The 19,048-nt window shown below is 72.0% G+C and carries 17 protein-coding genes and 1 pseudogene; 11 read left to right on the top strand and 7 right to left on the bottom strand.

Annotated features, from left to right (window positions below; all coding sequences use genetic code 11):
• Position 1: 1 nt before the first annotated feature.
• Positions 2–172, bottom strand: coding sequence for a hypothetical protein (locus tag AC07F0_RS28300; RefSeq protein WP_478982917.1), 171 nt, complete (start codon positions 170–172; stop codon positions 2–4).
• A 59-nt stretch (positions 173–231) separates the two neighbouring features.
• A complete protein-coding gene (locus AC07F0_RS28295; RefSeq protein ID WP_478982983.1) occupies positions 232–588 on the bottom strand; it encodes a J domain-containing protein in 357 nt (118 codons plus the stop codon).
• Positions 589–711: 123 nt separating this feature from the next.
• Here AC07F0_RS28295 and AC07F0_RS28290 point away from each other — a divergent pair, with 123 nt between their 5' ends.
• The 3 genes from AC07F0_RS28290 (at position 712) to AC07F0_RS28280 (ending at position 4,594) form a co-directional block, all read left to right on the top strand.
• Entirely contained in the window at positions 712–861 is a 150-nt protein-coding gene (locus AC07F0_RS28290) for a hypothetical protein (RefSeq protein WP_436726096.1), read from the top strand.
• A gap of 343 nt (positions 862–1,204) precedes the next feature.
• A complete protein-coding gene (locus AC07F0_RS28285; protein ID WP_478982915.1) occupies positions 1,205–2,068 on the top strand; it encodes an endonuclease/exonuclease/phosphatase family protein in 864 nt (287 codons plus the stop codon).
• A gap of 366 nt (positions 2,069–2,434) precedes the next feature.
• On the top strand, positions 2,435–4,594 hold the full coding sequence (locus AC07F0_RS28280) for an ATP-binding SpoIIE family protein phosphatase (RefSeq protein WP_478982914.1): 2,160 nt from the start codon (positions 2,435–2,437) through the stop codon (positions 4,592–4,594).
• A 61-nt stretch (positions 4,595–4,655) separates the two neighbouring features.
• Here AC07F0_RS28280 and AC07F0_RS28275 read toward each other — a convergent pair whose 3' ends face one another.
• A complete protein-coding gene (locus AC07F0_RS28275) occupies positions 4,656–5,843 on the bottom strand; it encodes a beta-ketoacyl-[acyl-carrier-protein] synthase family protein (RefSeq protein WP_478982913.1) in 1,188 nt (395 codons plus the stop codon).
• Between the two features lie 275 nt (positions 5,844–6,118).
• On the opposite strand from AC07F0_RS28275, the gene AC07F0_RS28270 reads away from it, so the two are divergent.
• The gene (locus AC07F0_RS28270) at positions 6,119–7,690 is read left to right on the top strand and encodes a hypothetical protein (RefSeq protein ID WP_478982912.1); all 1,572 of its coding nucleotides are present in this window, start codon (positions 6,119–6,121) and stop codon (positions 7,688–7,690) included.
• Between the two features lie 217 nt (positions 7,691–7,907).
• Positions 7,908–9,014, top strand: a complete 1,107-nt coding sequence (locus AC07F0_RS28265; protein WP_478982911.1) for an FAD-dependent oxidoreductase — start codon at positions 7,908–7,910, stop codon at positions 9,012–9,014.
• Positions 9,015–9,130: 116 nt separating this feature from the next.
• Here the strand turns inward: AC07F0_RS28265 and AC07F0_RS28260 are convergent, their stop codons facing one another.
• Both AC07F0_RS28260 and AC07F0_RS28255 read right to left on the bottom strand, forming a co-directional pair.
• The gene (locus AC07F0_RS28260) at positions 9,131–9,751 is read right to left on the bottom strand and encodes a pyridoxamine 5'-phosphate oxidase family protein (protein WP_478982910.1); all 621 of its coding nucleotides are present in this window, start codon (positions 9,749–9,751) and stop codon (positions 9,131–9,133) included.
• A gap of 238 nt (positions 9,752–9,989) precedes the next feature.
• A pseudogene (locus tag AC07F0_RS28255) lies at positions 9,990–10,115 on the bottom strand (IS481 family transposase); the annotation flags it as partial.
• A 383-nt stretch (positions 10,116–10,498) separates the two neighbouring features.
• Between AC07F0_RS28255 and AC07F0_RS28250 the strand changes: the two are divergent.
• The 5 genes from AC07F0_RS28250 (at position 10,499) to AC07F0_RS28230 (ending at position 16,245) form a co-directional block, all read left to right on the top strand.
• Positions 10,499–11,338 carry a UbiA family prenyltransferase gene (locus AC07F0_RS28250; protein ID WP_478982909.1) on the top strand — a complete coding sequence of 280 codons (840 nt, stop codon included), beginning with the start codon at positions 10,499–10,501 and terminating at the stop codon, positions 11,336–11,338.
• Positions 11,339–11,498: 160 nt separating this feature from the next.
• Positions 11,499–12,587, top strand: coding sequence for a type III polyketide synthase (locus AC07F0_RS28245; protein WP_478982908.1), 1,089 nt, complete (start codon positions 11,499–11,501; stop codon positions 12,585–12,587).
• Entirely contained in the window at positions 12,584–13,102 is a 519-nt protein-coding gene (locus AC07F0_RS28240) for an isoprenylcysteine carboxyl methyltransferase family protein (RefSeq protein WP_436726109.1), read from the top strand. The genes AC07F0_RS28245 and AC07F0_RS28240 overlap by 4 nt, the downstream gene beginning before the upstream one ends.
• A gap of 10 nt (positions 13,103–13,112) precedes the next feature.
• On the top strand, positions 13,113–14,147 hold the full coding sequence (locus AC07F0_RS28235) for an NAD(P)/FAD-dependent oxidoreductase (protein WP_478982907.1): 1,035 nt from the start codon (positions 13,113–13,115) through the stop codon (positions 14,145–14,147).
• Positions 14,148–14,241: 94 nt separating this feature from the next.
• Positions 14,242–16,245 (top strand): spermidine synthase, encoded by a 2,004-nt coding sequence (locus AC07F0_RS28230; RefSeq protein ID WP_478982906.1) that lies wholly within the window; start codon positions 14,242–14,244, stop codon positions 16,243–16,245.
• Here the strand turns inward: AC07F0_RS28230 and AC07F0_RS28225 are convergent.
• A complete protein-coding gene (locus AC07F0_RS28225; protein ID WP_478982905.1) occupies positions 16,211–17,116 on the bottom strand; it encodes an NAD-dependent protein deacetylase in 906 nt (301 codons plus the stop codon). The two genes, AC07F0_RS28230 and AC07F0_RS28225, sit on opposite strands and share 35 nt — an antisense overlap.
• A 142-nt stretch (positions 17,117–17,258) precedes the next feature.
• Here AC07F0_RS28225 and AC07F0_RS28220 point away from each other — a divergent pair, with 142 nt between their 5' ends.
• On the top strand, positions 17,259–18,575 hold the full coding sequence (locus tag AC07F0_RS28220; protein ID WP_478982904.1) for a phytase: 1,317 nt from the start codon (positions 17,259–17,261) through the stop codon (positions 18,573–18,575).
• A 22-nt stretch (positions 18,576–18,597) separates the two neighbouring features.
• Here the strand turns inward: AC07F0_RS28220 and AC07F0_RS28215 are convergent, their stop codons facing one another.
• Positions 18,598–18,813 carry a hypothetical protein gene (locus AC07F0_RS28215; protein ID WP_478982903.1) on the bottom strand — a complete coding sequence of 72 codons (216 nt, stop codon included), beginning with the start codon at positions 18,811–18,813 and terminating at the stop codon, positions 18,598–18,600.
• Between the last annotated feature and the right edge of the window lie 235 nt (positions 18,814–19,048).

Raw genomic sequence — 19,048 nt, 5'->3', positions numbered from 1 at the left:
GTCAGCCAGCCTCCGGCTCGTCGTCCTCGACGATCTCCGCGTCCACCACGTCGTCCTCGGACGAGCCGCCGGCCGCACCGTCGCGCGCGGTCGCCCCGGCGGCACCCGCGGGCTGCTCGGCCCGCGACTTCACGTTCGTCGTACCGAGGTCGATACCGACCGCCCGTGCCATCTGGTTTCTCCCTCCTCGCCCGGCACTGCCTCCCCTGTGCCTTCGGGGGTCTACGGAACTCACCGGGGCGTCCGCTCCCACCGGACGGGACCGGCGCGCAGCGCAGGTTCGGGGCGGGCGGCCCCGAGCCGGACGACGGAGGGCCACGCGGGCCGCACGGGCGGAGCCGGGGTACGCCCGCGGTCGTGCGCCCGCTCGCGGGACCGGTCGTAGGCCGCCCGCAGCGCCGGGTCGCGCAAGGTCTCGTAGGCCTCCCGCACCTCACCGAACCGCTCGGCGGTGGCCGCGTCGACGCGGGTGTCGGGGCGCAGTTCACGCACCCGGGCGCGAAAGGCGGAGGTGATCGTCTCGGCCGTCGCCGAGGGCTCCACCCCCAGCACCGCGTACAGATCCGCTCGCTGCTCCCGCGCCTGCATCCTGGCCACCTCCTCGCTTCTGCGAGCTGACAGTTACAGATAGTGTGATCTATGACATTGCCAGCAAAAGCGACGCTCCTCCAGTCTGATTCCCACTACGGACGTCAAGGAAAGCGGCTCCTCATGGGCGATCATGTGCACGTGCGACTCAGCCAGGGGCTGAGCGTGTCCGAAGAAGGCGAACTGATCGAGCACTCCCGCTGCCGCTGCGGCGCCACCTGGACCAAGGTGTTCGACGCCGACGGCGGACAGCCGGAACGGCCTTCCCGGTAGCGCGCGCCCGCCCACCGGTCCCTCGCCTGTCAGGGCCCCGGGCCGGTGCGCATGCCGCCGCGGCCGACGCCGACCTCCCGGCGGGAGCGCCGCTCCCCGGTCCCGGCCGGCGACGAGGCCGTGCCCATCGAGCGCTCAAGCCCCGCAAGCTCGCCATCTCCGGCAGCACACCCAGGCCGCTCACGGCGACCACTGCGAACGGCTACGGACCGTCCTGAGCGGAAAGGCGACCACCCGCACGGCAGGGAGGACGGGGTCGGTCTGGTCGCGCAAGGAGCTTGCCCGAAGCACGGATTGCTGACGGCACCGTCCCATAACCTCATGCCTGGATGCGTCAGATGCCATGGAGACCCGCGTTCAGGAGGCGATGGTGTTCGGAAGGGGCATGCGACTGCTCGCGGGTGCCATGACCGTGGTCTGCATGGTGCTCGTCGGCCCCAGTGCGCCGAGCGGTGCCGTCTCCGGCAGGGCACTGCCCGTCACCGCCGTCAGGGAGGCCGTACCGAACCGGGTCATGACCTGGAACATCTGCAATCCCTGCAATGTGAGCAACGTCGGCCGGGCGGCGGAGATCGCGGCGTATGCGCCCCAGGTCATCGGCGTGCAGGAAGCGTGTGTGCGCGACGTCGAGATGATCCGGGAGTACCTGGAAACCCTGCACGGGCTCGTCTACCACGTCGAGTACGGGACGGTCCTGCAGAACTGGGGCCGTTGCGGGGGATTGCCGTGGAGCCCGGGGGCCTTCGGCCAGGCGGTCCTCTCGGCGGCGCCGATGACCGACCGCGTCAGCGTGGAATACCCCGATGGCGGCTCCGAGGACCGTGGGTACATGGCGGTCACCACCACGGTGGGCGGCCGGTCCGTCCGGGTCTTCAACACCCACCTCGCCCAACGACGCCAGGAGGAAGTCCGGGCGGACCAGGTGGGCGTGCTCGCCACCGAGGTCGCCCGGCACGACCGTGCCATCGTTCTCGGCGACTTCAACGCGGTGCCGGACGCCTCCGAGCTCGCCCCGATGTGGGCGCTGGCCGCGGACGCCGACCCAGGGTGTCGTTCCGCGCCCGCCGGCACCTGCGAGCCGACCACCGACTGGCAGAGCAAGTTCGACTACGTCTTCCTGCGGGGCATGACCCCGCTCGGGCACCGGGTGCGCCCCACCCCGTACTCGGACCATCATCCGGTGCACGCCGACCTGGACCCGGCTTGAGCGCACACCGGCACGGCGAGAGGGCCGGCGTTCGTCTGGCCGACCGCGCCCGCCCCCGGTGCGCAGGGCTCCGCGGCCGAATCCGAGGAGGAGCTGCCGGAGACGACCCGCCTACCGAGTCGGGCCCTGCATGCGGCTGCCTTGCGTCCTCCCGGCGCCCGCTACCGCCGACGGGTACGTCACCGGGGATTCTCCGGCCTGAGGACCGAGCTCCCTCACTGTCCGTGTTCACCATATGATGCGCTGGTGTAGGCGAAGCGGTGCCCGGTGTTATTCAATGAGGTGTGCGGTCGGGGATCTCGGGGACCAGCCGCACGGGTCCGAGTACTGCCCCGGTGCCTCGCCGGGGATTGCTGAGAGAGCCGCATGGACTCCACACCCTCCCCTTCGTCCTCTTCGGCGTTCGACCTGGTCAGCAGAGCCCTGGGGCGCTACATCCCGCGCGGTGGAGCAGCGGCCACCGGTCCTGCCGACGCGCAGGGCGACCGCACCTCGCGCCGGCGCGTACCCGACACCCCGGCAAACGGACGTCAGGAGCAGATCCTCGGCGCGCTCAACCTGGACAGGGATCTGATCATCACCCGCTGCAATCTGGACGCCCCCGTCTTCGCGGGTCTGGACGCCGTGGCCGGGAGGCCGTTCGTCGATCTCCTGCCCCCCGGGGACGTACCGACGGTCACACGGCGGTTGCGGCAGGTCGTGGAGACCGGTGAGGCGCACGTCGCCCGGATCCAGCGCCTGCGGCGCGACGACGGGTCGGAGCTGGTGGTCTCGCTGAGCATCCTGCCCGCCGCGGCGCCCGAGGAGGGCCTGACCGTCTCGGTGATCGCCATGGCGAGGAGGCTGCACCTCTACGCCGCCGAGACCGCGATCGGCACCTCGCTGGACATCGGTGAGACCGCGCAGTCGCTGGCGCAGTCGCTGCTGGCCTGGGGAGACGTGGCCGCCGTCGACCTCGACTTCGCCGTGTGGACGGGGGAGAGAGTCACCGGGCGGGCGAAGGGGCCCATCCGGCTGCGGCGGGCGGCCCTGGTGCCGGACCGGGCGTGGCCCCACGGCTACGTGACCCCGGGCGACGATCTTCCCGGAGAGGCGAGTCGCCTGCTGGCGCAGGCGGTCCTGCGGGACGACGTCCCGCAGACCATCGTCATACCCGACCGGGAAGCGGTCGAGCGGGTGTTCGGCAGTCCACGCGTCATGCGTGCCCTGGTCCCCGGTGACCGGTCGGCGGGTGTGGCGTGCATACCACTGGTCCTGGACGGCGAGCCGCCCGTCGTCCTGGGCGTGGCGGAGGTCTGGCGGCGGGCGGACTGCCCCTTCCACGACGGCGAGCTGTTCGACCTGCAGGAGCTGGTGGCCAGGACCGCCCATCACGTCGACCTGGCTCGTCAGCACCAGCGCGAGCACACGCAGGTGCTGGCGCTGCAGCGCCGGCTCCTGCCCCGGACCGGCGGCGACACCATCCAGATCGCCAGCGTCTACCAGCCCGCCACTCCCGACAGTGCGGGCGTCGGCGGCGACTGGGTGAACAGTTTTCCGCTGCCCGACGGCCGTACCGCGCTGGTGGTCGGTGATGTCGTCGGGCATGGCCTGGGAGCCGCGGCAACCATGGGCCAGCTGAGCATGGAGGCCCGCGCGCTGCTGTCCGCGGGGCTCGCGCCCGACGAGGTACTGGAGCACCTGGACGAGACCGTGTCGCTGCTGGACGACGCGGAGTCCGGGCTGGCGGCCGGTTACAGCGCCCTCGGGTCGACCTGCTGCATCGCCCTCTACGACCCGGTCAGCCACCACGTGGCGCTGTCCAGCGCCGGCCACCTCCCCCCGGTCCTGGTCTCCCCGGACGGGACGGCGGGCCCGCTCGCGGTCCACCCGCACCCCGGCCTGGGCGCCGAGTTCGCGCTGCGGGAGCCGTTCGACGTGCACATGTTCGACGCACCCCCGGGCTCCCTGCTCGCGCTCTACACCGACGGCCTGGTGGAGGACCCCGCCGTGTCGATCGACGAGGGCATCGGCAGGCTGGCGGACGCCGTGTCCACGGTGCACCCCTGGGACGCCCTGCAGCAGGCCGCACGGCACGTCGTCGCCGCGCTGGCGCCAGCGCGCCAGCGCGACGATGTGACCCTGCTGCTCGCGCGGATGATCGGTTACCGCAAGGGGGACACCGCGACCTGGCGGCTGCCCGCCCGCCAGGACGCCCCCGCCCGTGCCCGCGCGCAGGTCTCCGTGCTCCTGGGGCAGTGGCGCACCAGGGACGACACCCGGGACAGCGTGGTGCTGCTGGTCAGTGAGCTGGTCACGAACGCGGTGCGCTTCGCCTCCGGCCCCCTCACGGTACGGCTGATCAGGACCGGTCACGGCCTGCTGTGCGAGGTGGGCGACACCGGCAACGGCAGGCCGCGTCTGAGGCGGGGCGGCCTGCTCGACGACGGCGGTCGTGGCCTCGGCGTCGTGCACCGCCTCACCACGCGGTGGGGGGTGCGGTGGACGGACACCGGGAAGGTGGTCTGGGCGGAAATCGCGAGGTAGCGCGGCGAGGCCACGGCGGGCGTGGCGGGCCGCGCCGGCGGTCCGCCGGCGCGGCCTCGCCCTACAGCCACTCCCCTTCCAGTGCGGTGGCGGTGAGCCCCGGTGCCGCCGCGTACAGAACGGCGCGAGCACCGGGCTTCAGCCGTCCGGCGTCATACGCCCGCCGCAGGATGTCGAACACGGCGGCACCTCCGCGGTTGCCGCTGGTGTAGCTGTCCCGGCTGTAGTCCAGCAGCCCCGACGGCCATGCGTCGGGCATCGTCTGCTCCATGTACTCCAGTACCCGGGTCCCGCCGGGGTGCGCGAGCAGGACGTCGGGGTGCCAGGAGCCGGGCTCGTCCTCGTAACGGACGCGCAGCCACTCCCACATCGCGGTGACCGTCTCCTGCACGGCGCGCGGCCCGCGCCGGTCCATCACGAAGTGGGTGCCGTCCGCCCGCGTCTCCAGGCGGTGCAGGTCCTGGGTGCCGGGCAGGGTGTGGTGCCAGGCGGCGTCCAGCCGCAGCACCGACTCGGGCCTCGGGCGGCCCGTGACCACCGCGGCGACCGCGGTGTCCGCGAACAGCAGCCGGACGATCAGCGACTCAAGGGTGTCGTCCCCGGGCTGGTAGGTCGTGCTCAGCGCCTCCGCGATCACGACCAGGACCACCCGGTCGGGGTCCGCGGCCACGAGATCCGCCGCCAGCGCCAGGGAACGGGTGCCCGCGATACAGGCCCACTGCGTCGCCGGCAGCATCATCACGTCGCTGCGGAGCGGAAGTCTGTTGGCCAGCGTGACGTCCAGCCCCGGCAGCGCCGGGGTGGTGGAGTGGCTGGTGATCACGCAGTCGACGTCCGCGGCGTCCAGCCCGGCTGTCTGCAGGGCCCCGCGCGCCGCACGCTCCCCGTAGGACTGCACGGCCTCCCAGGCGGGCGCGGTGCGCTCCTGAACGGTCTGCGGCGCGGGTATGGTCTCGAGGGCGGCGATCACCCGGTCGACGTCCTGCTGGGTGAACCCGTCGCGTGCCAGCGCCTGTTGGGCCGGTTCGACGCCGACAGCCCGCAGGCCGCTGCCGTTGCCGGGGGCGACCGCGGTCTCCAGCGGCAGCATCCATCCGCGGGACTCGATGCCCGTACTGGCCGCGATGCCGTCGATCCGCGGCGTCCACGCCGCGTGCGGGTGCCGGCCGCTCACCTCTGCCACGATCTGGCTGGTCGTTACGGGGTGCTCGCCGTGTATCACGGCAGGGGGACAGAGGTAAGCGGCCATATCGGGGCACCTTCCAGGGAAAACAGGGGCTGACAGGGGAACGTCACTAGTGCTGTGCCGTGGGTCACTTTGGGCTCTTGCGCCCAGAGGATGCCGATGAGTTCGACTTCGGGCGTCGGCGTCCGTTTCGAGCATGGACGCTAAATGGACATTTCCGCTGTGATGTGCGCAACTTAGGCGCGTTGGGTTGCGTGATACGGCACACACCCTCAACCGGCAGGCCTGGCCCGCATGTCCGGGTGCAACTATCAGGGCACCTCGCGTATCAAACGTGCATGAACCCCAAGCGCACGGTGTTCGGGGCAGTGTTGACTGCCATGGTGCTCGCCCTGGCGCCCAGCGCACCCGGAGCAGTCGCCATAGGCCACGATGCGTCTGCCGCGCCGTCGCCGACACCGTCCCCCCTGCCGACTCAGGCGCACGCGACGATCAACGCCGAAGAGCAGATCAACGTGGGGCCGGGGGCGCAGCCGGCCACCGTGGACTGGATGTTCTGGGACGGCGGGGCGCAGGTCCCCGTTCCCACGAACGACTCGCTCGTGATCGATGCGCGCGACCTGGCGGGCATCGCGAGCGTCACGGTCGACGATCCGCGGTGCACGGGAGACGGGCGGGTCTTCCGCTGCGTCAACAAGAAGGCGTCACAGAGCCGTTCGGTCGAGTTCGCCCTGCGTGCGGACGCGGACGCCGCACCCGGCGCCGGCGGCACGATCAGGTACACCCTCACCGCCGACCGTGCCACGGGCGCCACCGCGAAGGCCGAAGTGGTCGTGGGCATCCCGAAACTGGACGTCGGCAAGGTGCCGGACGTGACGCACGCCAGGATCGGTTCCCGGATCACTGTGCCGCTCCGGCTGCGCAACACCGGGAATCTGGCCACGGACCGGCGCATCATGCTGCGTGGGGAGTCGGAGGGCGGGCTGGTCTTCGACCGTAAGTTCTCCAACTGCGCCTACGGCGAAGGCGATGAACCCCGGGAACCCGGCGGCCGGACATCCGTCACATGCGTCTTCCCGGTTTCCTCGGGCTCCGTGCCCGCGGGGGGCACCGTGGAGCTGAGCAGCCCCCTGACCGCCACGGTCGGCAAGCGCGTCCTGACCGCCGTGACCGACTACGAGGTCAGACTGCTGAAGCCGCGCGAACAGCCCGGCGGCGGCAGTCACCAGGGCACCGGGCCGGCGCTCACCCTGGTACGGGCGTCCGGCGGGGGAGGCGGATTCGAGCACGGTGGCGAGGGCCGGTTCACCGTCGCGGCCGACAACTCCGCGGATCTCGCGGCCGGTGCCACGACCAAGCCGGCCCGCAGGGCGGGCGAATGGCTCCTGGACATCAACGCCGTGAACCACGGACCGGCCTCCGCGTACGGGATCGACGACAAGTCCGTCGCCGTGGTCGACGTCGTCCTGCCCAAGGGTGTGGTCGTCAGCGGCACCGCTCACATGGAGCAGGAGGACGGCCCTTACGGCCCCTGCCTGGTCCGCGTCGGCAGCACCACGACTGCCCCCTTCGAGACGGGCCACCGCCATTACGTGTGCAGCGTGCCGTTCGGTGTCGCCGCCGGCAAGAGCCAGTTGTTCGAACTGTGGGTGAAGCCGGCCAAGGGGTACGACGGCGCCAAGGGCAGGGCGACCGTGCGTCCCGGCCCGGCAGGTATCCCCCTTCACGACCCGGACGCCTCCAACGACAGCGTCACCTTCGCCTTCGGCGCGCAGGCCGCACGCCCCGCGGCGGCACCGTCCGGTGACAGTCCGACCGCCGCGGACCGCACGCTGTTCGCCGTCGCAGCCGGGGCTGTGCTGCTCGGCGCCGTCGTCCTTGTCGTCCGCCGCCGCGGGCGTACCCGCTGAAACGCCGGACCACCGCTCGCCGTCGCCACTCGGTCGCGGGCTCAACTCAGGGGCCGGGGTGTTCCCCTGACAGTCGGCTGATCTGCGGCGTCGGTGCCAGGTCGGAGCACTGTCGGGGGCTGTCGGTGCGATGTCGGTGGCTCGTCGGTGGCGGCTGGCACCTTTCGAGAGACGCCGCCCGAAGCTCACCGCGCGGCCCGATCCCGAAGGAGCCACCATGCACACCGCAGTCACGATCATCGGCGCCGGACTCGGCGGACTCACGCTGGCCCGCGTCCTGCACGTTCACGGAATCCCGGTCACGATCTACGAGGCGGAGTCCTCCCCATCGGCGCGCGCCCAGGGCGGATTGCTCGACATCCACGACTACAACGGGCAACTCGCCCTCAAGGCGGCCGGGCTGATGGACGAGTTCCAGGCCATCGTTCTGGAGGGCCGCCAGGCGACGCGTGTCCTCGACCGGGACGGGACCGTCCTGCTCGACCAGCCCGACGATGGCATGGGCGGACGCCCCGAGGTGCAGCGCGGCGACCTGCGGAAGGTCCTGCTCGACTCTCTCCCGGCGGGCACCGTGCGATGGGGGCACAAGGTCAGCCGCACCCGTGCCCTCGGCGACGGCCGCCACGAGGTGACGTTCGCCGACGGCGGCACCGTCGTCACCGGCCTGCTCGTCGGCGCGGACGGCGCGTGGTCACGGGTCCGGCCGCTGCTGTCCTCCGCCACACCCGAGTACATCGGTAAATCGGTCGTCGAGACCTACCTGTTCGACGCCGGCACCCGGCACCCGGCCGCTGCGGAGGCGGTCGGCGCAGGGATGCTGATGGCCCCTTCGCCGGGCAGGGAGATCTTCGCTCACCGGGAGAAGAACGACACTCTGCACGCCTATGTGATGCTGTCCGAGCCGCAGGACTGGTTCGCCGCCATCGATTTCACCGATGCCGCAACGGCCACCGCGCGGATCGCGCAGGAATTCGACGGCTGGGCGCCGGAGCTCACCGCGCTGATCACCGACAGCGACGTCCCGCCGGTGCTGCGCCCCCTCTACGCTCTGCCGGCCGAGCACCGGTGGGACCGGGTGCCGGGGGTGACCCTGCTCGGCGACGCCGCCCACCTCGCGGCTCCCAACGGCGAGGGCGCCAACCTGGCCATGCTCGACGGCGCCGAACTCGGTGAAGCCCTGGCCGCGCACACCGGCGACATCGAGACGGCGCTCACCGAGTACGAGCGGGCCATGTTCCCCCGCAGCGCCGAGACCGCCGTCGACGAGATGCCCGAGCTCGACGCCCGCGGCCTGATCGACTGGTTTGCTTCGAAGGGCCATTGAGCTACGTCAGCGCCGAACCGACGACCCGGCAGCCGCGACCGGCTTCCGGGTCCGTCGCCAAGCTCGCGGGAAAGCCATGGGCATCGTCCACCGGCGGATGCGGACCGCGGCACCCTTCAGCGGGGAGTCAGTCCGCGCTCCCGGGCCGCCGCTCCGAAGTAGTCGCCACCCTTGCGCTTGACGTCGTCGGTGCCCCAGGCCCGCTCGTCGTCGGCGGCGGAACGGCCCGCACTGCCGGTGTTCGGCCGGACCGGTGCTCTGACCAGCCTCGGTATGTGCTTCGAGCAGTGGATGTACGCCTCTTCGACCTCGACCTCCACCCACATGTGCGGGCGGCGGCCGGGTACGGGATCTACCGGCAGGTCCGGGATCCTCTGGCGCATGATGTCATCGGTGACCAGCTGTGCGCGGCCGTTGACATGGAGGCCGATGCGGTCCTGGGAAAAGTCGATCATCAGCAGGCCGACGTGCGGGTTCTCCCGGATGTTGCCGAGCGAGGCCATGACGCCGTTCCCGCGGTACTCCGGGTATGTCAGAGTCGTGTCGTCGAGTACCCGGAGAAACCCCGGTGGACCGGCCCGGAAGGTGTTGTCGCACTCGCCGTGACGGTCCGCGGTCGCGAGGAAGAACATCTCCTGGCGGGCCACGAAGTCCTTCATACGGGGGTTGAGCCGGTCCAGAACCTGCTCGTCGTAGAACCGGTCGGCGCGGCCGACCGTGCCCAACTCACGTTGCATCTGGTGCTCGCCGTGGCTACCGGGCCGGTCTGCCCGTTCGTCGTGGTGCAACGGTCCTCCTCGACAGGATGTCGTCGGCCTACGTGACTGATTTCGTCACCCGACAGGCCGAAAATCGCCGCCGGCCCTGGCTGACAGAGTAGTCCTGACGAGCGAATGATCTACGGGCTGGGGCGAGCCCTCGTGGGCACGGTCCGGTCGCCGGGGCGGGGAGGGCCCATGAGCGGGAACGATCCGCACATGCGGTGGTGTGGCTGACCTGGAAGCGCTCCGCGGCCCGCCGTATCGGCCAGCGGTCCTCGACGACACACCGAGCCAGACGCAGCCGGCCGGTCGGCGTCAGCGGGGCGTTACGGTGGGACAACGAGGGCCTCCTGGCAGTCGGTTGTAGATCTCGCAGTCCACACCGAAACCAGAAGGCCCTCACCCCTTTCAAGGACCGCTCAAGGCGTGTCGCCCGTCACCAACGTCCCCGAACAGCACACCTAGCCGACCGTCTCGGAAGCCGCACCGGCTCCGCTTCCCGGTCATGCCCGTTCCACCGGATGCCGGACCACCCCGTGTGAGCGGGCGGACAACGTGGGAGCGATGCTGCATGCGCAACGTGATCACCGGTGACGGCGGGCCGTGGTCCCGGGCGACCGGAAACAGAGCGGAGGGGTGCGGCAAGGGCACCATGCTGGGCCTGGGCACGGTGGCCCGTGCCCCCAGTGATGCGATCCGCCGGGCGCAGGACACGGTGGGGCGATGCCCGTGACCGCCGGCACGGCTCCCGCCCGCCCCGGACCGCCGCGCGCGCTCGCACTGCTCGCCGCCGCCCACGGCGGGCCCGCTCTGGCCGTCACCGCCGGCACGGGCCTGCTGGCGCTCCGCGGCGGCCTGCGCCCGATGGACGCCGCAGCCGTCACCGCGGCGGTCTTCACCGGCCAGCTCACCATCGGCTGGGGCAACGACCTGCTCGACCTCTCGCGCGATCGCACCGTGGGCCGCACCGACAAGCCGCTGGCCGTCGGTTCCCTCCCGGTCGGCTGGGTGGCACGCGCCCTCGCCGTGGCCGCAGCGGCCTCCCTCGTGCTGTCCGCGCTCGTCGGCTGGCGCAGCGCGCTGGTCAACGCCGTCCTGGCCACCGGCGCGGGCCACGCCTACAACTTCGGCCTCAAGGCGACCCCCTGGTCATGGGTGCCGTACACCTGCGGCTTCGGGATGCTGCCCTCGGTCGTCACCCTCGCCGCCTCGCCCCCTCACTGGGCGCCCTGGTGGATGACCGCGGCCGGCGCCGCGCTCGGCGTCGGAGCGCATCTGCTCAACGTGCTGCCCGACCTGGCCGACGACGCGGCAACCGGGGTCCGCGGCCTGCCGCATCGGATCGGCGAACTCCCCTCGCGCGCCCTGGCCGCCGCGCTGCTCACCGCCGCCTCGGTGCTCGCCGTCACCGGTCCCGCCGGCTCCCCTCCGGCGTGGGCGTGGACGGCCCTGGCACTGGTCACCGTCCTCGCGGGGCTCACCTGGTTGGGCCGCGGGCGGACTGCCTTCCGAGCCGCGGTGACCATCGCCCTGCTCGACGTCGTGCTGCTGGCGGCCGCCTGATGGCACCGGCACACACCGCTCCGGCCGGCGCCGGCCCGCCCCGCGCCACGACCGCCCCGGCAGTACCGCCCCAGCCCCCGCGCTCACCGTCACGGCCGAGCTCGTGCTCGGCCTCGGCCGGGTGCTCCCCGCGCCCCACCGTCCCGTTCCAGGAGCCAGCATGAACATGCGCGTCCTCAGCGTCCGCGGCACCCTGCCCGAGCACTGCCACCGGCAGGAGAGGATCACCGAGTCCTTCACCACCACCCTGGTCGGACGGACCGTCGATCGCGGCGTCGTGGAGCGGCTTCACCGCAACGTGTGCGTCGAGACGCGGCACACCGTGCTGCCGCTGGAGGAGTACGGCCGGATCGAGGACTTCGGCCAGTCGAACGACGTCTTCATCCGGGCCGGCGTCGAACTCGGCGGGCGCGCGGTCGTCGACGCGCTCAAGAGCGTCGGCCTCACACCGGCCGACGTCGACTACATCGTCTCCTGCACGGTGACCGGCCTGGCCGTGCCCTCCCTGGAGGCCCGCGTCGCGGCGGAGATCGGACTGCGCCCCGACGTGGTGCGCCTGCCCCTCGTCGGTCTCGGCTGCGTCGCCGGCGCGGCCGGCATCGCCCGCCTCAACGACCTGCTGCGCGGGCGACCCGACGCCGTCGCGGTGCTGATGTCCGTCGAGTTGTGCTCCCTCACGCTCCAGCGCGACGACACCTCGGTCGCCAACGCCGTGGCGAGCGGTCTGTTCGGGGACGGCGCCGCCGCCGTGGTCGCCGTCGGGCGCGAGCACCCTCTCGCACAGAACGACGACCCCGCCGCTCCCGAAGTACTCGCCTCGCGCAGCCGCCTCTACCCCGATTCGGAACGCATGATGGGCTGGGACGTCGGCTCCGGCGGGTTCAGAGTCGTCCTCGACTCCGCGGTCCCCGACCTGGTGCGCCGACACGTCGGCGACGACGTCCGCGGGTTCCTCGCCGACCACGGGCTGACCGGCCGCGACCTCGACTGGTACGTCGCGCACCCCGGCGGCCCCAAGGTCCTCGATGCGTTGCAGGACGCCCTCGGCGTCGAGCGGGACGCGCTGAGCGTGACCTGGGAGTCGCTGCGCCGGATCGGCAATCTGTCCTCCGCCTCGGTGCTGCACGTCCTGGCGGACACGCTCGCCGACCGACCGCCGCCGCCCGGCTCCTACGGCCTCATGCTCGCCATGGGCCCGGGTTTCTGCTCCGAACTCGTACTCCTGCGCGCCCCGGGTGGTGGGCAGTGAGCAGCGAGGCCTGGTTCACCGTCCTGGTGCTGGCCGTGGGCCTGGAGCGGGTCGCCGAGCTGGCCGTCTCCCACCGCAACGCCGCCTGGAGTCTCGCGAGGGGCGGCGTGGAGTCCGGGCGGGGGCATTATCCGTTCATGGTGGTGCTGCACACCGGCCTGCTCGTCGGCGCGCTCGCGGAGGTGTGGCTGCGCCGGCCGGACGTCGTCCCCGTCCTGGCCTGGTCGATGCTCGCCCTCGTCGCGCTCGCGCAGGGGCTGCGCTGGTGGTGCATCGCCACGCTGGGCCGGCAGTGGAACACCCGGGTGATCGTCGTACCCGGCGCCGCGCGAGTGACCGGCGGACCCTACCGCTGGATCCCGCACCCGAACTACGTCGCCGTCGCCGTCGAGGGGCTCGCGCTTCCGCTCGTGCACTCGGCCTGGATCACGGCGGTCGTCTTCACCGCCCTCAACGGGCTCCTGCTCGCCACCCGCGTCCGCGCCGAGGACGCTGCCCTGACACGGCTGGCCTGAGGAGGCGCGCATGGACCTGCTCGTCGTCGGCGGGGGACCCGCGGGCCTAGCCACGGCCTTGCACGCGGCCCGCGCGGGGCTCGACGTCACCGTTTGGGAGCAGCGGGCCGGCATCGTCGACAAGGCGTGCGGCGAGGGCCTGATGCCGGGCGCCGTCGCCGCGTTGAGCGCGTTGGGCGTGCACCCGCCGGGGCACTCCCTGCGAGGCATCCGCTACGTCGCCGGTTCCCGCCGGGTCGACGCCGCCTTCGGGGCGGGCCCGGGGCGCGGAGTGCGTCGTACGACGCTGCACGCGCTGCTGCGCGAGGCGGTGCTGGCAGCGGGCGTACGCGTCGACCAGCGCACCGCGCGTCACGTCGAGCAGGACCAGGACGGGGTGGTGGTCGACGGCACCCGCGCCGGCCACCTCGTAGCCGCCGACGGCCTGCACTCGCCGATCCGCCGCGCTCTCGGGCTGAACCGGCCGCGCCGGTCCCCTCCGCGCCACGGGCTGCGGCGCCACTACGCGCTTGCCCCCTGGAGCGACCACGTCGAGGTGCACTGGGCCCGTGAAGCGGAGGCCTACGTGACCCCCGTGGCCGACGACCTCGTGGGCGTCGCGGTGCTCACCACCGTCCGCCGGCCGTTCGACGACCACCTCGCCGCCTTCCCCGAGCTGCGGGAGCGGCTGGCCGGGGCCGGCCTCGCCGGACCGGTACGGGGAGCAGGACCCCTCCGCCAGGTCGCGAGCGCGCGCACCGCCGGCCGGGTACTGCTCGTGGGCGACGCCGCCGGGTACGTCGACGCGCTCACCGGCGAGGGCATCGCGCTGGCACTCGCGCAGGCACCTGCCGCGGTGCGGGCCATCACCAGCGGTGACCCGGTGGCCTACGAGCGGGAGTGGCGGCGCCTCACCCGGCGCTACCGCTGGCTGACACACGCGCTCCTCGGCGCCACGCGGAAGCCCCCGCTGCGCGCGGCGCTGGTGCCGGTCGCGCAACGGCTGCCGTGGCTGTTCTCCGCGACCGTCGCCATGCTGGCGGGCCCGGCGGGCGCGCGGGAGTGACACGCGGCACGGCACGGCACCTCGACTCACCGCACCAGGGATGGCACCGTAAATGACCATGAAGCGTACCGAGTCAGGGCAAACAGTGCGATCGGTGCGCTGGAGGCTCGTACTGGCCAGCACCACCATGCTCTTCGTCGAGCTGGCGCTCATCAGATGGGCGGGTGCCAACGTCGTCCACCTGAGCTACTTCTCGAACTTCATCCTGCTGGGATCGTTCCTCGGGATCGGCATCGGCTTCCTGATCCCCGCCGAGCGCGGACAGTGGCTCAAGCGCTGGACACCCGTTCCGCTCGCGCTGCTGGTCATTCTGGTGCGCGAATACCCGGTGCAGGTGCGCCAGAACAGCAGCGAGGTCCTCTACTTCACCGCCGTGAAGACCACCGGCCTTCCCGAGTGGGTGACACTTCCGGCCATCTTCCTGCTGACGGCGCTGATCATGGCGGGGATCGGAAAGATCACCGCGGATCTCTTCCGCCTGCTTCCCTCGCTCGACGCCTACCGTTACGACCTGCTCGGCAGCATCACCGGCTCCCTGTCCTTCGCCGTGCTGTCCTGGTTGCGTGCCCCGTCGGTCGCGTGGGGCGTACTCGCCGCCGCGGCCCTGCTGGTCCTCGGAGGGCGCCGCAACACCCTGCTGTACGGCATTCCCCTCACGGCGATGGTCGGCGCCCTGTTCCTGGAGACGGCGACCAGCGGCATCTCCTGGTCGCCCTACTACAAGATCGAACTCGAACCCTCGCCGACCACCACCCGGACCTGGTACATCTCCGCCAACGGCGTCCCTCACCAGAGCACCGCCCCGCTGCCGGTGCTGATGCGCAAGGACTCGCCCTACCGCCAGGCGTACGACCAGACACCCCGCAACCCGCACAAGCGCGTGCTGATCATCGGGGCCGGAAACGGCAACGACGTCGCGGTCGCACTCGCGTACGGAGCCCAGCGTGTGGACGCGGTCGAGATCGATCCCCGGCTCCAGGAGATCGGCTCGGACCTGCACCCCGCGAGGCCCTACGACGACCCGAGGGTGCACGTGCACATCGACGACGGGCGCGCCTTCCTGGAGCGGACGAACACCAAGTACGACCTGATCGTCCTGGCCCTGCCCGACTCGCTCACGCTGGTCGCCGGTGCGAGCAACCTGCGCCTGGAGAGCTACCTGTTCACCCGGCAGGCCTTCGAGGCCGCACGCGATCACCTGGCGCCGAACGGCGCGTTCGCCATGTACAACTACTACCGCCAGAGCTGGCTGGTCGACCGTTTCGCAGGGAGCCTCGACGACGTCTACGGTCACGCCCCCTGCATGACGACGTTCAAGAGGAACGCCGCCGTGCTGGTGGCCGGTATGACACCCGCCGACCAGTCCTGCGCGAAGACCTGGCAGCCCAGCGGCGCGGTCCCGGCGGCCGCGAGCGACGACCACCCCTTCCCGTACCTGCTGCACCGGAGCATCCCCACGCTCTACCTGGGCGCCCTGGGCGCGATCCTGCTGGTGACACTCCTGTCGGTGCGCCTGGCCGGGGTCCGCATCCGCGGCACGCTCCGCTACACCGACATGTTCCTGCTCGGTGCGGCCTTCCTGCTGCTCGAAACCAAGAACGTGATCGGCTTCGCCCTCTACTTCGGCACGACCTGGCTGGTCAACGCCCTCGTCTTCTTCGGCGTCCTGGTCGCCGTCCTCGCGGCGGTGGAGGTCCGGCGCAGGCTGCGGAAGGTCAACCAACTGCTGCTGCAACTGCTGCTCTTCGGCTCCCTAGCGGTGGTCTGGCTCGTCCCCGTGAGCGCGGTGCTGTCCCTGCCCTTCGCCGCCCGGCTCGCCGCCGCCATCGCCCTGGCCTTCACCCCGATCTTCTGCGCCAACCTCATCTTCTCGGACCGCCTCGCCCTCGCCCCGGACCCGACCTCCGCGTTCGGCGCGAACCTGCTCGGCGCGATGACCGGGGGCGCGATCGAGTACCTCGCCCTGGTGACGGGCTATCAGGCACTGCTCCTGGTCGTCGCCGTCCTGTACCTCGGGGCGTTCCTCGCCATGCGCTTCGCGGGTCGGGATCAGACGCCTGCTGTCACCTTCGCAGCGCCGCCTGTGAGCCGACGGTGATGCCCAGCCGCTCCGCCACGGTGGTGAGCGCTGCTCCCAGCGAGAGCGAGACCCGGGTGAAGGCGTGCCGGTCGCCCCTGGTCGGCTCCCGGTTGACGATCAGCACCGGCTTCCCGTCCTGAGCCGCCTGGCGGACGAAGCGGAGCCCGGACATCACCGTCAGGGAGGAGCCGAGGACCAGCAGCGAGGCCGACTCACGGACCAGTTCGCGGCAGTGCTCGACCCGTCGGGGCGGAACGTTCTCACCGAAGAACACCACGTCCGGTTTGAGGATGCCGCCGCAGCTCGCGCAGGGCACCACGCGGAAGTCCGCGACCTGCGCGTCGGTGAGGTCGGCGTCACCGTCCGGGTTGATTCCGGCGGCCACGGGCGCGAAGCCCGGATTGGCCTCCTCCAGCCGCTCGGCGAGTTCGCGGCGCGGGCTGAAGGCGCCACAGGCAAGGCAGACGACCCGGGCCAGGCTTCCGTGGAGTTCCACCACGTCCTCACTGCCGGCGGCCTGGTGCAGGCCGTCGACGTTCTGCGTGATGACCCCCGAGAGCAGGCCGTGCCGCCCGAAAGCGGCCACGGCCCGGTGCCCGGCGTTGGGACGGGCGCGACCGAAGGTGCGCCAGCCGAGATGGCTGCGCGCCCAGTATCGGCGCCGGGCCCGGGCGCTGGCGGTGAAGTCTTGGTAGGTCATCGGTGTGTGCCGGCTGAGGCTCCCGCCCTCGCCCCGGTAGTCGGGAATGCCCGACTCCGTGGAGATGCCCGCGCCGCTGAGCACCAGCACACGTCCGGTGCTCAGCGCATCCGCGACCGGCTCCGCATCCGTGGTGCCCGGCGGCAGGTCCTCGGTGGGCGTCCAGCTCAGAGTGGGGCGCATGCGCATGGCGTCAGGGTACGGCGTGAGCTGAACGGCAGTTGGCGGGCAATCGTCTTTCCTGTGATCACGAGTACAGATCACAGTCTCCTCCACGCAAAGTTCTCCCCGCACGATCGGCATGTCCTCGACATCGACCAAGGAAGTGGTTGTGAGAACGCACCGCACTCCGTGCAGAACCGCCGCCCTCGTCCTGGGCACCGCCGTGCTCGCCCTCCTGACCCGCGCCCCGGCCGGGGCCGACGACGGGGGACTGCCGACGGTCACCCCCGTCAGCGAGACCCCCGCCCTCTACGACGACGAGGCGGGCGGCAACTCCGACGCGGACGATCCGGCGATCTGGCGCAACGCGGCCGACCCCGACCGCAGCCTCGTCATCGCCACCGCCAAGGAGGGCGGCCTGCGGGTGTACGACCTGGGCGCCCGCTTGGTGCAGTCGCTGCCCGCTCCCCACCCGCCCGCCGAGGACGACGCCCCGGGCCGGTACAACAACGTCGACCTCGTCACGGGTCTGCGCACCTCCACCGGCCGGGCCGATGTCGCCGTGGTCAGCGACCGAGGCAACGACCGGCTGCGGATCTACCGCATCGACCCGTCGAAGCCCGGCGGCCCGCTGACCGACATCACCGACCCGGCGACCGCCCCGGTCTTCTCCACCGACCAGGCCGAGATCAACGACCAGCGCACCGCCTACGGCCTCGCCACCTGGCAGGACAAGTCCACCGGACGCTCCTACGCCCTGGTCAGCCGGCGGGAGCGGACCCGCCTCGCGCTGGTCGAACTGAAGCCGACCGCGAGCGGGACCGTCACTTACCAGCAGGTCCGCACACTCGACCTGCCCGCGTCCTTCCGCCTCCCGAACGGCACCACCTGGTCCCCCTGCGCGGAGCCCGGCGAGCTCCCGCAGGTCGAGGGCATGGTGGTGGACCCCGCCACGGGCACGCTCTACGCCGGCCAGGAGGACATCGGCATCTGGCGGATCCGCGCCGACCTCACCGGCAAGCCGGTCCTGGTGGACAAGGTCCGTGAGTACGGCGTGCCCGGCGTCTACGACGAGGAGACCGAGGAGTGCGCGGCGGGCGCCGACCCCGGCTACGGCGGTGACCGGCTGTCCGCCGATGTCGAGGGCCTGACCCTGTTCCAGGAGTCCGACGGCGACGGCTACCTGCTCGCCTCCAGCCAGGGCGACGACACCTTCGCCCTGTACGACCGCGAGGTGAGCGAGGACAACGAGTACGAAGGCGGCTTCCGCGTCGGAGCGGCCTCGGCGACCCTCGACGGGGTGCAGGAGTGCGACGGCGCCGCCGTCCTGAACGCCCCGCTCGGCAGCCGCTACCCGAACGGCCTGCTGGTCGTCCAGGACGGCCACGAGACCCCCGACGTCCCCGACGGCGAGGGCGGCACGCGCACCGCGACCGGCTTCAAGTTCGTCGACCTGGGCGACGTGGTGGACGCAGCCGACCTGTGAGGCGTGACAGCGGCGGAGCGGTTCACAGGCGGGCGTGCTCGCGGGCGTGGCGGGGAAGCCGGGTGGCCAGGGCAGTGACGCTGCGCGCCAGGGGCGCGGTCATGATCCCCGCGACGGCGGTGCGGCCGGCGAGGTAGGCGTCGAGACGGTGCCAGGCCGGAGGCAGGCGGGTCAGGGCGGTGTGGAGGAGGCCAGGGTTGTCGGCGAAGAGGTTCATCAGCGTGCCGCCTGCCCGCATTTCGGTGCCGAGGATGTCATCGACCTCCCGTCCCTGGCGGTCGGCGACGGCGACGGCGCCGGCCTCGGCAGTGGGCGGTCGAAGGGATCCGCCACGGTCCCGGGGGCACGTGGCGGAACTCCACACCCATGGCGTCCGCGACGGCGCCGGCCTCGGCAGTGGGCGGTCGAAGGGATCCGCCACGGTCCCGGGGGCACGTGGCGGAACTCCACACCCATGGCGTCCGCGACGGCGC

Source organism: Streptomyces sp. NPDC045955 (assembly GCF_056430805.1).
This window is presented reverse-complemented; position numbering and strand designations above follow the sequence as displayed.